The organism is Pseudomonas sp. GW822-FHT03F04, from assembly GCF_058801405.1.
In genome coordinates, this window is sequence record NZ_JBXANF010000008.1 from 101,325 (window position 1) to 113,875 (window position 12,551).

Annotated in this window: 12 protein-coding genes; 5 read left to right on the forward strand and 7 right to left on the reverse strand. The window is 60.2% G+C overall.

Annotation, left to right across the window (positions count from 1 at the left end; all coding sequences use genetic code 11):
- Positions 1 to 98 precede the first annotated feature (98 nt).
- Positions 99 to 821 (forward strand): pirin family protein, encoded by a 723-nt coding sequence (locus AC1RMX_RS19825; protein ID WP_102621571.1) that lies wholly within the window; start codon positions 99 to 101, stop codon positions 819 to 821.
- A gap of 51 nt (positions 822 to 872) precedes the next feature.
- Here the strand turns inward: AC1RMX_RS19825 and AC1RMX_RS19830 are convergent, their stop codons facing one another.
- Both AC1RMX_RS19830 and AC1RMX_RS19835 read right to left on the reverse strand, forming a co-directional pair.
- Complete coding sequence (locus AC1RMX_RS19830; protein WP_493072807.1) at positions 873 to 1,877, reverse strand: hypothetical protein; 1,005 nt, start codon at positions 1,875 to 1,877, stop codon at positions 873 to 875.
- A 249-nt stretch (positions 1,878 to 2,126) separates the two neighbouring features.
- The gene (locus tag AC1RMX_RS19835; RefSeq protein ID WP_192560324.1) at positions 2,127 to 3,002 is read right to left on the reverse strand and encodes a LysR family transcriptional regulator; all 876 of its coding nucleotides are present in this window, start codon (positions 3,000 to 3,002) and stop codon (positions 2,127 to 2,129) included.
- A gap of 111 nt (positions 3,003 to 3,113) precedes the next feature.
- Between AC1RMX_RS19835 and AC1RMX_RS19840 the strand changes: the two genes are divergently transcribed.
- From AC1RMX_RS19840 to AC1RMX_RS19855, 4 genes are all read left to right on the forward strand, one after another.
- Positions 3,114 to 4,334, forward strand: a complete 1,221-nt coding sequence (locus tag AC1RMX_RS19840) for a YbfB/YjiJ family MFS transporter (protein ID WP_493072809.1) — start codon at positions 3,114 to 3,116, stop codon at positions 4,332 to 4,334.
- A gap of 64 nt (positions 4,335 to 4,398) precedes the next feature.
- Complete coding sequence (locus AC1RMX_RS19845) at positions 4,399 to 5,397, forward strand: NAD(P)H-quinone oxidoreductase (RefSeq protein ID WP_493072810.1); 999 nt, start codon at positions 4,399 to 4,401, stop codon at positions 5,395 to 5,397.
- A 112-nt stretch (positions 5,398 to 5,509) separates the two neighbouring features.
- Positions 5,510 to 6,454, forward strand: coding sequence for an alpha/beta hydrolase (locus AC1RMX_RS19850; protein WP_096821288.1), 945 nt, complete (start codon positions 5,510 to 5,512; stop codon positions 6,452 to 6,454).
- A 151-nt stretch (positions 6,455 to 6,605) separates the two neighbouring features.
- Entirely contained in the window at positions 6,606 to 7,019 is a 414-nt protein-coding gene (locus tag AC1RMX_RS19855) for a VOC family protein (protein ID WP_096821287.1), read from the forward strand.
- Positions 7,020 to 7,075: 56 nt separating this feature from the next.
- Here the strand turns inward: AC1RMX_RS19855 and AC1RMX_RS19860 are convergent, their stop codons facing one another.
- The 5 genes from AC1RMX_RS19860 to AC1RMX_RS19880 form a co-directional block, all read right to left on the reverse strand.
- The gene (locus AC1RMX_RS19860) at positions 7,076 to 7,405 is read right to left on the reverse strand and encodes a hypothetical protein (protein WP_096821286.1); all 330 of its coding nucleotides are present in this window, start codon (positions 7,403 to 7,405) and stop codon (positions 7,076 to 7,078) included.
- A gap of 74 nt (positions 7,406 to 7,479) precedes the next feature.
- Complete coding sequence (gene rtcA / locus AC1RMX_RS19865) at positions 7,480 to 8,511, reverse strand: RNA 3'-terminal phosphate cyclase (RefSeq protein WP_493072811.1); 1,032 nt, start codon at positions 8,509 to 8,511, stop codon at positions 7,480 to 7,482.
- Between the two features lie 8 nt (positions 8,512 to 8,519).
- The gene (locus AC1RMX_RS19870) at positions 8,520 to 9,308 is read right to left on the reverse strand and encodes a nucleotidyltransferase domain-containing protein (RefSeq protein WP_096821284.1); all 789 of its coding nucleotides are present in this window, start codon (positions 9,306 to 9,308) and stop codon (positions 8,520 to 8,522) included.
- Between the two features lie 37 nt (positions 9,309 to 9,345).
- Complete coding sequence (locus AC1RMX_RS19875) at positions 9,346 to 10,572, reverse strand: RtcB family protein (RefSeq protein ID WP_493072915.1); 1,227 nt, start codon at positions 10,570 to 10,572, stop codon at positions 9,346 to 9,348.
- Between the two features lie 357 nt (positions 10,573 to 10,929).
- Positions 10,930 to 12,477 (reverse strand): vWA domain-containing protein, encoded by a 1,548-nt coding sequence (locus AC1RMX_RS19880; protein ID WP_493072813.1) that lies wholly within the window; start codon positions 12,475 to 12,477, stop codon positions 10,930 to 10,932.
- Positions 12,478 to 12,551 lie beyond the last annotated feature (74 nt).

Genomic DNA, 12,551 nt, shown 5'->3' on the forward strand with positions numbered 1-12,551 from the left:
GGACAGTATTTCAATTTTCATCTACTTATTGCGCCCAAGAGTAACCAGTAACCTTCTCCTCACTCGGACGAATCAACGTCCTGAAAGGAGATTTCATCATGCTGACCCTTCGCAAAGCTTCCGACCGTGGTCTGGCCAATCATGGCTGGTTGAAGTCCTTCCACACCTTTTCTTTCGCCAGTTATCGCGACCCGCGTGAGCAGGGTTTCTCCGACCTGCTGGTGATCAACGATGACCGCGTCGCCGCTGGCAAAGGCTTCGGCCAGCACCCGCACCGTGACATGGAGATTTTCTCCTATGTGCTCGAAGGTGCACTGGAACACAAGGACACCCTGGGCACCGGCTCAGTCATCCGCCCGGGCGATGTGCAACTGATGAGCGCTGGCAGCGGCGTGGCCCACAGCGAGTTCAACCACTCGGCGACCAAGCCTGTGCACTTCCTGCAGATCTGGATCGTGCCGGACGTCAGTGGTGCCAAACCGCGCTATCAACAGGAGCACTTCAGCGAACAGAAAAAACGCGGTCGCCTGCAACTGATCATCTCGCCCGAAGGCACCCACGGCTCGCTCAAAGTGCGCCAGGATGCACGCGTGTATGCCGGGCTGTTCGATGGCCAGGAAAGCGCCACACTCGAGCTGCCTGCAAACCGCTACGCCTATGTGCATGTTGCTCGCGGCAGCGTTGAACTGAACGGCGTGCAGTTGAAGGAAGGCGACGGTGTGCGGGTTCGTGAAGAACAGGCGCTGACCCTGAGCAATGGCCAGGATGCCGAAGTGCTGGTGTTTGATCTGCGGCCGCAGGAGTTGCCAGAAATGCCATGAGTCGCTGGTGTTCATCGCTCACAAAAAACGGCCTTCGTTGAAGGCCGTTTTTCATTCCGTGGGCAGGGTGATCAGCGTTGCCGGTACGGAACTCCCAGCCTCTTTCACCGACTGGATCTTGGCCAGGGTGGTCTGCATCGTTACCAGCACGTTTGCCTGATTCGCGTAGTAAGAACCCGCGAGTATGGCAACCATCCCGAGAAAATGTACGGCCGTTGCCGCCCAGTAATTCGCCTTGATCGTCGAGACCTGCCTGATTGCTTCGTCAATTCGCTCCAGAGACCTGTCCATGCGAGCCGAGATGACCGCGTAACGCTGGTCGCGCTCCAGGTGAGCCTTTTCTTGCTCCAGTCTGACTTTTTCGTAGGCTTTCTCTCGCTCGACCCTAGCGGTTTCCCGCTCCTGTCGGGCCGTCTCCAAGACCTTTTCATGCCCCAGTCGAGCCTTCAAGCGTTCCTGCCGCAGGTTTTCCAGATTCTGCTCATGCGCCAGCTGAATTTTTTCCAGAGCCTGCTCCCGCTCCTGACGCAGCTTCTCCTGAGCCAGCTCACGCTCCTTACGCACCTTCTCCTGAGCCTGCTCGCGCTCAAGGCACACGTTCTTCTGAGCCTCCTCCCGCTCAAGACGCGACTTCTCCTGAGACTGCTCCCACTCCTGCCGTGCAGTTTCCTGCTCTCGTTTCTGCTCCAGCCGCGCTACCGCCTGAGCCTTCTCCCATCCCTGCCGTGCAGCCTCCTGCTCTCGCTTCTGCTCCAGCCGCGCCACCTCTTGAGACCGCTCCCGCTCCAGCCGCGCTGCCTCCCGAGCCTGCTCCCGCTCCACCCGCGCCGCCTCCTGAGATCGCTCCCACTCGAACCGGGCCTCCTCCATGGAGCGCTTTTGTTCCAGCCGGGCCTGCTCCTGACTTTTTTCGAACTCCAGCCGTGCCTGGTCCCGCTCGGCCTGCTGGGTCAGAAAGCCATCGATCTTTGCGGACATGGACTCGATCCGCGCATCGATTCTTGTCTCGATGACTTCGATCCTGGCGCTGAATTCGTCTCGCGTTATGTAGGTCATAGACTCAGTTCTATCCGTTTGCCCGGCCATGTCGCTTGCTTGAAATTGGCTGACTTCCCTTGCAATCAATTCCGCACCTCTGACGTTTATCAATACTTCCCTGGATTGATCACCTCGGAGGGTTTCACCTGCTCACTCCGGGTGTGAGAAACGATAGGACCCGGCCAAAAAACTCACAAGCCAGCGGATTCTGGCGCTGTTGTAGGCAAGATCGTCAGCTGATGTAGCCGTCCTACACAGCATCAAGGACTACTCATTCTCCAGCGCAAACGCCTCGACAATGTGCTCGATCACCACCCTGACCCGCGCGGTATGGCGCAAATCCGCGTGGGTCACCAGCCACACTTCATAAGGCAACGGACGCGTGCGCTCCGGCCACAGCCTGACCAGACCGTCGCGTTCGCCCATGTAGACCGGGATTTCTCCTACACCCAGTCCGGCGGCAATCGAGCGTCGTACCAGCAGACTGGAGCTCAGACCGGCGACGATACGCCCGCGAGTCACGGGTTCGGTCACCAGGGTCAAGTCTTTGTTGCCTTGCAGATACGGCTGGTACACCACCAGATCATGGCCCTCGAACGCACTGCCTGGCGCCGGCACGCCATGGCTGTCGACATAGCTCTGCGAGGCAAACAGCCCCACCGGCCAGCGCGCGATGCGCCGGGCGATCAGGTCCGGGTTGTCCGGGCGGGTATTGCGCACCGCGATGTCCGCTTCACGTTTGGCCAGGCTGAGGATCTGCGTGGAGGCGTCCAGGTGCACGCGCACGTCCGGATGCTGTTCGTGCAACTGCGCAATGGCCGGAATCAGGAAATCGATGGCCAGCGAATCGGTGGTGCTGATTCGCACACTGCCGGTCAGGCGATCGTCCAGGCCCTGGATACGCCGCTCCAGCTCCAGCGCCGAATGCTCCATTTTTTCCACCGACTTGAGCGCGGCTTCACCGACTGCCGTCAGTGCATAGCCCTCGGAGGTGCGCAGAAACAAGGTCGCGCCCAGCGACTTTTCCAGTGCTGTGATGCGTCGCCCGACCGTCGCCTGATCCACGCCCAGTACACGCGCGGCGCCACGCAATGTCGACTCGCGGCAGACCGCAAGAAACACCCGCGCGTCATCCCAGTTCATACCATTCTCCATTGATGCATAAACGCATCATAATCACGCAAACTCGCTGCATTAACGCAGCAACGATAGCCGATATGCTGGGCGCCATAAACCTTTCACAGGATTGCCGTCATGCACACTTCAACTGCTTTGCCCGAGCGTCCGGACACGAGTGTCTGGCTGGCGATCTTCGCCGGACTCTGCGCCAGCCTGGTCAGCATCGGTCTGGCGCGTTTCGCCTACACGCCGCTGATCCCTTCGCTGATTCAGGCGCAGTGGTTTTCCGCTCATGATGTGGTCTATCTCGGCGCGGCCAACCTGGTCGGTTACCTGATCGGCGCCCTCCTCGGCCGCCCGCTGGCACGCAGGTTTACCCAGAGAAACGCTCTGCGTCTGATGATGCTGGCGGTGACCGTGGCGTTTTTCGCCTGTGCGTACCCCGTGTCGGTGAGCTGGTATTTCGGCTGGCGCCTGCTGTCCGGAATCGCGGGCGGCGCGATCATGGTGCTGGTTGCCTCGACCGTATTGCCCCATGTACCGGCCGCGCGCAAAGGCCTGGCCAGTGGGGCGATTTTCCTCGGCATCGGTCTGGGCATCGCCGGCTCGGGCACGATCGTTCCGCTGCTGTTGAGTCTGGGCCTGCAAGCGACCTGGCTTGGATTGGGCGCGCTGTCGCTGGCACTGACGGCATTAAGCTGGTTCGGCTGGCCCTCGGAGTTGCCCCATGTAACCACCGCAACGGCTCAGGTGGAACCGGTCGAGCCGACACCGCCTGCTGTTTATCTGCTGTTTGCCCAGTACGCATTCATGGCCGCCGGGCTGGTGCCGGCCATGGTCTTTCTGGTGGATTACGTCGCCCGTGGACTGGGCGCCGGGGCGCACGTCGGCGCGCTGATCTGGGTCATGTACGGTCTGGGTGCCATCGTCGGCCCGGTGAGTTATGGCTTTCTCGCCGATCATCTCGGCGCACGAACCGGCATTCGTCTGGTGCTGGTGGTGCAGGCGATCACCCTTGGTTTGCTGGCCATTTCGCATTCGTTCCTGGCGTTGGCGCTGCTGGCGGTGGTGCTCGGCTCGTTTCCACCGGGCATCGTTCCGCTGGCGTTGGCCCGGGTGCATGAGCTGGTGCCGGATCATCATCGCCAACAGGTGGCGTGGAGCCGCGCCACGGTGTCGTTCGCCACGTTTCAGGCGCTGGCTGGATTCGCCTATTCGGCGCTGTTCAACGCCATGGGCGGACAGCACGTGCTGCTCTTCGTGATTGCCGGCGGTGCCATTGTGATCGCTCTGATACTTGAGCACGCCATAAAACTGCTGCCCTCCTCCGTCGCGCAACGCTGCTGCGCCCAATGACAGGAATCATTGCGCCCTGAGTGCGCTCCCATCTACTGATCACTTGTATAAAGAGGAATCGACAATGACGTTGCCCACTGAAATGACCCGCATCGAAATCACTGAACCGGGCGGGCCCGAGGTTCTGCAATCCAGACGAGTCCCGCTGCCGGTCGTCGCGCAGGGCGAACTGCTGATCCGCGTGCACGCCGCCGGCATCAATCGGCCGGACGCCTTGCAACGTGCAGGCAAGTACCCGATGAGACCCGGGATGAACCCGATCCCCGGTCTGGAGGTGGCCGGTGAAGTCGTGGCGCTGGGTGCAGGTGTCAGCACTTTTGCCGTGGGCGACAGGGTTTGCGCGCTGACCAATGGCGGCGGTTATGCCGAATACTGCACGGTTCCGGCGGGCCAGGCCCTGCCGATCCCCGACGGGATGGACTGGATTCAGGCCGCGGCAATCCCCGAAACCTTTTTCACGGTATGGGCCAATCTGTTCGGTCTCGGTGGTGCGATTCGAGGGCAGCGTGTGTTGATTCACGGTGGCACCAGTGGCATCGGCACTACCGCGTTGATGCTGTGCCGCGAGTTTGGTATCGAAGCCTTCGCCACCGCCGGCAGTACCGATAAATGTGAGGCCATCCGTGAATTGGGCGGTGAGCCGATCAACTATCGTGAGCAGGATTTCGCTGCCGTCATCGCCGAGAAAACCAACGGCCAGGGCGTCAATGTGATTCTCGACATCATGGGCGGCTCGTATCTGAACGCCAACCTCAGCGCACTGGCAATGGATGGCCGCGTGGTGATGCTCGGTTTTCTCGGCGGCGCCCGCGCCAACGATGTCGATCTGCTGACCATTCTCGGCAAGCGTGCCGTGGTCACTGGTTCCTTGTTGCGCGCACGCACTTCTGCGGAAAAGGCTGCCATCGCCGATCAATTGCGCGAGCACGTCTGGCCGGTACTGGCCGCCGGGCGCTGCCTGCCGATCATCGACAAGGTCTATCCGCTCACCGACGCGGCCCAGGCCCATGCGCACATGGAAGCCGGTGATCACATCGGCAAGATCGTGCTGAACGTGGCGTGAGCCACAGCATCGTTTTGTAATGATTGCAGGCGGACGACGATCGAAAATGTCACGCGCGGACCAAGGCATCTGGTAAAAAGCCTTCTTTGTCCGCGCACTGGTGAAACGTTCAATGTTCCTTGCCTTCATGACCCGACTTCGCCGCCGGCGCCTGGCGTTTGCGTGCATGGCCGCCCTGATCATCGGTCTGCCGGCGAGTTGCGCCGTACTGGAACACACCGAACGCAAGCTGCTGTTTCGCATCGAACCGGGCACGGCCGGCTGGTATCACGGCTTGCCCGGCAGCGTTCAGGAACTTGACCTGCAACCCAAAAGCTTCAAGGCCGGGCAGAACATTCATGCGTGGTGGTGGCCGGCGGAACGGGCCAATGCCCCGGCCATTCTTTATCTGCATGGCGTGCGCTGGAATCTGACCGGGCAGTTGTTTCGCATCGAACAGCTGCGCGCGGCGGGGTATTCGGTATTGGCCATCGATTACCGAGGCTTTGGTCAGAGTCATGGTGACTTGCCGTCAGAAAGCACCGTTTATGAGGATGCACGGGTGGCCTGGGAACGCTTCCAGCAACTGCAACCGGACCCGAGCAAACGTCTGATCTACGGGCACTCTCTCGGTGGTGCGGTCGCCATCGACCTGGCTGCCGAACTGGGCCGGGACGCCGCCAGAAACCATACGCCGCTGCCGGTCCGGGGTCTGGTGATTGAGTCCACCTTTACCTCACTGGCCGACGTCGCCGCGGCGGTGGCCAACACGTCCCTGCCCGTTCGCTGGTTGTTGTCGCAGAAGTTCGACTCCATCGACAAGATTGCCGACATCCATATGCCGCTGCTGGTCGTGCACGGCCTGGCCGATGCGTTTGTGCCGTCACGCTTCAGCGAGCAACTGTTCGCGGCCGCCAGCCAACCCAAACGATTGCTGCTGGTACCCGGCGGGACGCACAACAACAGCATGGCACTTGGCGGACAAAACTATCGCAAGGCGATCGATGCATTGATGCAAACCAAGCCCGCCGCACGCGTCGCAGGCGCAACGTTGTTGCAAGGCGCGCGCGATTCCTGAAAACAGAGACCATCGGTCATCCCGGCGTAAATAATTGCAGCACTGACTGGCAATCCGTCGATCTAACGCTTTGCTGGATGGAGTCAATCCATGACGCAGCTTCGGCACACCCGGCCGCGCTGCGTTTCACTGCCTGTTCGGGAGCACCACCATGAAAATCAACCCGTACCTGATCTTCAACGGCGATTGCCGTGCGGCCTTCACGTTTTATGAGCAATGCCTGCAAGGCAAGCTTGAAGCGATGATGACTTTCGGCGAAACGCCCGCCGCAGAGCATGTTCCGAAAGAGCATCACAATCTGATCATTCATACCTGCCTGAAGGTTGGTGATCAGATGCTGATGGCATCGGACACCACGCCCGACCGTCCGACCCAGGGCATGAGCGGTTGCTCGGTGTCCTTGAACGTCGACACCGTCGCCGAGGCTGAAAGAGTCTTCAATGCCCTGGCCAGAGACGGTCGAGTAGACATGCCACTGGAAGCGACCTTCTGGGCCGCGCGTTTCGGCATGCTGGTGGATCGTTTTGGCGTGTCGTGGATGGTCAATTGCGAAAGCGACAAGTGATGCAGCCATCGCGCCGGACATGAAAAAGCCCGACCTCTTCAGGTCGGGCTTTGTGTTTATCGCTGAGCCAGTTCATGTCTCACGCATTGTTCGTAATAGGTCTGCTTGACGGCTGCAGGCTTGAGGCGCGAGGTACTGTTGTAGGTCTGCTCTGTGATGCCCATTGCGGTCATGCGCATCCACGGTTGCTGAAACCTGCGCACCTGCAAGCGCTTGCGGGCGCCATAAAGGGAAATCCCCGACAGCTTCGATTGCTGCGCGCCGGCTGCGATGTCCGAACCCCAGGTACAAGCAAAACGATGGCTCTTGCTCAGTTCCCTCGCCTGGGCGCCCAGCGCGAAGAGAGCCAGGGAAAGCGTTGCAACGGTGATGACAGTCGTCCGCATAGGGCCAGCCTAACCTTTTGAAAAAAGGCGAGTTTGCCGGTGCCGGAAACATTCGGGGGCCAGCAGTTTGCCGCCTATTGGTCTCGGGTGCTGACTTCGATCCTCAACCGATCGGTGCTTTCTTCACGGCACTCAATGGTGACTGGTAAAAAGCGCTCGATCACGGCGACGTTACTCTGCAGATGCTCGGTCATCCCGGGCGTCGTAAACGAGCCTGATCCGGCCAGCGCCATCGGCAACAACAGTTGATCGGCCAGGTGCTCAGCCACCGCTGCTCCACTGCGCAGCCAAGCGTCTGCCTGATTGACCGCAACGTCCGCAACGGCCTCTGCGCGCAGTGAAGCCTGGCCAAACGCAATGAATACTTCCGTGACGTGTTCAAACGCATATTCCAGCAACAGCACGTTACCCGGCCCGCACTCCGGATCAAGGCTGATCGCATTCATCGTCGCTGGCGGCATATTCAAACGCCGGGCCACACGGTCAAGCTCACGTCTGGCGATGTCCGAAGCGAGACCTGCCGACAGCGCAAACGCCTTTTGCGAAAGCGGCAAGCCGCGATCACACACGTGCAACGCCGACAGTTTCGACGGCTGCACCGTGGCCTCGATTTCGCCGCCACCCGCAGGAACGAATCCATGACGAAGCAGCTTCAGATCAACCTCGGCCCCCATGCGTCGCAACAACGGCAACCAGCTGCGGGTAAGGAAATCGGTCGGTGGCGCCAACGGATTATGGGTGCCACCGCTGATCCATATCCGACTGGCTTGCGGCGCCCGCAACAACGCGGGCAGCAAGGTCTGCAACACCAGTGTGCAACTGCCGGCGGTACCAATGGCAAAGCGGTACTCGCCGCCGCGAATCGGTCCGGGCTCGAAGCTCAACGCTTGCGACCCCAACTCTGCGCCTTGAGTCCGTGCACCGCAGACCTGTGCCGCCGCCATCACGGCGGTCAGGTGCTGGCGCAACAAACCCGGACGGCTACGTTTGGCACGAATCCGTTCGATGCGAAATGCCCGTCCCGTCACCATCGACAGGCTCAAGGCACTGCGCAACACCTGGCCGCCACCAATAGCGCCGTCCAGTTCAATCACGTCCTGTTTCATTTTCTTCCTTATGCGTACAACCCGACGGTTTCTCTGAGGTATCGATCGAGCTGACCGGAGTCTTCCCGGGTTCTGGCCAATGTCGGTACTTCGCGCTCCAGTTCAGCGGCGATGAATCGATGCAGCGCCGGGCGACGAGGACCATAGGCGCTCTCATCGGCATTGCGCTTGAGTGCGAGCAGCTCATCGACTTCGTCGAGCAACGCTTGGTCATCGACGGTGCTCAGTAGATCGGCAAATGTCATCGGCGGCCGGCCACGGCCCTGGTCGATCCAGCGCACGGCCAGCAGCGGCCGCAATACGTAGAAGTACTTTTTGAACCTCACGCTGTCGCCCTGCAAATAACCACGGAAGTTCTTCTTCGCCATCGACAGGTAGTGATTGCGCGCGGCCGGCGGGCTGTAAAACGCCTCGGCAAGCGCCCTCAGTTGAGAGACCGCCGCGGTTTCGCTGCGGTACACCAGTGGTGAGTCGAGCCACTCCAGCAAGGTCGGATTGGATTTTCGCAACAGCCCGAGGGTTTTGCGCAGCTCCCATCCACTCACGTCGAGTTCATCATCCAGCGGCCGCTCGATCACGTCCCGTGGCGCGTCGACCTGGACGAACCACTCGGGTTTCTCCACATAAACAAAGCGCACATCGTAATCGCTGTCGGTCGAGGCGAATCCCCAGGCCCGGCTACCCGACTCGCAGGCATACAGCACCGTGACATTACGCTCGCGCTCTATGCGCGCCAGCTCTTCCAGCACCCGGGCGCGCATGGCGCTGCACAGCGGGTGACGTTCTTCGAATTTCATGTCCTTCAATCCTTGTTCCAGCGTGCCGTGGCACGCGCTATCCCTTGACGCACACCACCTGACGCAAGGTGTGCAGCACTTCCACCAGCTCGCGCTGGGCGTGCATGACTTTGTCGATGTCCTTGTAGGCCATCGGAATTTCATCGATCACCGCAGCATCCTTGCGGCATTCAACGTGCGCGGTGGCACGAATCTGATCTTCAACGGTGAAGGTGTTTTTTGCCTTTGTACGGCTCATGGTCCGACCGGCACCGTGGCTGCAGGAGCAAAACGATTCTTCGTTGCCCAGACCGCGCACAATGAAGCTCTTGGCACCCATCGAACCGGGAATGATCCCCAACTCGCCCTTCTTCGCCGATACCGCGCCCTTGCGGGTGACCAGAATGTCTTCGCCGAAATGCCGTTCTTTCTGCACGTAGTTGTGATGGCAATTCACCGCCTCCAGCGCCACTTCGAACGGCTTGCGGATAATCTGCCGCGTGGCCTGAATCACGGCCTGCATCATCAACGCGCGATTCTGCTTGGCGAAGTCTTGCGCCCAGCCCACCGCCTCCACGTAATCATCAAAGTGCTGGCTGCCTTCTTCGAAGTACGCCAGGTCACGGTCCGGCAGGTTGGCGATGTGCTGACGCATATCCGCCTGTGCCATCTGGATAAACAGGTTGCCGATGGCGTTGCCGACACCCCGCGAGCCGCTGTGCAACATGAACCAGACCCGGTTGGCCTCATCCAGACACACTTCGATGAAGTGGTTGCCGCTGCCCAATGTTCCGAGATGCCCGCGGTTGTTGGTGTTGGCCAGTTTCGGATACTTGTCGGTGATTGCCTTGAACCGTGGATGCAGCACCGCCCACGCCTGATCGGCCTGCACCGGAATCTCGTCCCAGGCGCCCTTGTCCCGCCGTGATCGGGTCGAACTGCGGCCAAGGGGCACCGCCTGTTCGATCGCACTGCGCAGGCCATGCAGGTTGTCCGGCAAATCAGCAGCAGTCAGAGAAGTTCGCGCAGCAATCATGCCGCATCCGATATCGACTCCGACCGCCGCCGGGATGATCGCGCCTACGGTAGGAATCACGCTGCCGATGGTCGATCCCTTGCCCAGGTGGACATCCGGCATCACGGCGAGGTGCTTGAAAATGAATGGCATCTTCGCCGTATTCATCAGTTGCTCGCGGGCTTCGTTTTCCACCGGAACGCCTTCCGTCCAAAGCTTGATCGGCTTGCCGTTGGCAACTTCCAGCAGTTGGTAAGTGTGTTGTTTCATCATCTCGATTCTTTATTGTCTGGCCGATGATTCGGCGCGGTTACACAGCCTTCGGCGACAAGGCTGGGTGAAACATGCAGCGCGCTCTACCGCTGAGCTACGACCTTTCGGTCGACGGGATTCGAACCCGTGCCCACGCTGTCCTGTAGTTCCACCGGCATTCGCCGGGCAAATTCGAAAAAGGTGGCACGACAAAGGTTGATGACTGTTGCGCGTCGCCGCGCACCGGGGTTAGCCGGCCTCAGATGTACAGCCATCGGCATTCGTGCCGTCACGCGCACTGACAAGGGTTTGATGAGACGTCTTGGATGTAGTCCCACCGGCATTCAGTGCCCGTGACAAATCAATTATTCAGCTTCATTCCATACGTTCGATCGCTTCGACCCAGTGCTGCGGGCCGTACCGGCCGGCAGTGAATTGCTCGATCACATCAAACACCGCGTCACTGAAACCGCCGACATTCAGGATGTCGTCGCGATCTGCCGCCGGCGTCGCCCAACCCGGCTGAAGGTCGATACAGATCAGGCGTGCTTGCGGGTTGAGCCGCTTTATCCGCTCCCATTGCAGCATCGTTTCACTCGCCCCTCGACGTCGCGCATCGATCCAGGATTCGTTGTCCGACACCATGATCAGCGTATCGACTTTGGCCTTGCTGTCCGCCAGCTTCTTCAGCGGCGCCGAACAGCAGGTTCCACCACCGAAAATGCCCGCAAGCTTTTCGGCATTGCTGATCACACTGTCCCGCGGGTTGAGCGTGATATCCACCACGTCGACCTCGAACGGCATCACTCGTGCAGCCGGCTGCTTGCGCAACACCGCTGCCGCGATCAACGCCGCCACATCGATGCAGCGCACCGCCGTGGTCGCGCCCTGCCGGTATCCGGTCAGCGGGCTGCCCATCGAGCCGGAGACGTCCGGGCAGACCACCACCGCGCCTTCAAGCTTCGGCACATTGCTCAACGACAACTCAAGTGCATCTTGCAGCGCCTCGCGTATCGGCGCCGGGACGTCATCACCGATCATTCGATACGCCGTCAGCAACTGGTACGGATACACCCGCGTCCTGGCGACTGCTTCGGGATCCGCCAACCGCGCGGCCACGTATTCGGTGCAACCCGGCACTTCAAAAGCACCATGGCGCGCCAGGGTGTTGAGGTTGATTCGAAGCCCCTGCCAGCCCATGTTTCGCGCTTGAGCAGCCCACTGCTCTTTGCTCAGGGTTTCATTGCCGAGCAATTGAAAAGGCACCTCTGGCACCTGATCACTTGCACCACTGCGGAACGCCAGCAGATCGCGGGTCAGTTCCGGCAATGCCTGCACATCCACCGGTTTGCCGATCAGCCAGGCGAAGAATGCTTCGCGCCAGGCTTCGGACGGTTTGGGATGAACCATTTTCACCACGTCCGCCAACGAGGGCTGATTACCGATCGACGCTTGCAGCAGTTGCCGCTCGGTCGCGCTGTTCAGCCAGTTCTGCACCAGCCGCTTGGGCTGCGAGCCGAGGGATTTGCGCCCGGTGGCACCACTGCGCAGGATCTGTACGAAGTTGCGCAGCATCTTGCCACTGTCGACGATCCCTCCGAACACCTCCGGTACCAGCACCGAACGCTGGGCGGTCAGCGCCGCCAACAACAAGGCCGGCATGTCTTTCATATGGCCCTTTTGGCGGGCGTATATTGCGGCGTTGGCCACAAAACGGCTGTCCAGTTCAGCCACCAGCTTCAACACCTGATCCAGCTGGTTTTCAGCCGTTGCGTAAAAGGTCTGGTTCAGACAACCGGTCACTGCCAACTGGGCCAATTGATGCTTGGGCGTATAGGCATAGGCGGCCGCTCCAGAAGCATTCAAGGTGTCGCACGCCGGCAGGTTGTTCGATTGTGTGTTGAAGAGGTTGAAATTGGCCATCGTGGCGTCTCGCTGTGTTGTCCTGTTCGTTGCAAGAGCTATTGCAGCCGCCGTGCCAGTTTTAAAAAAATCAC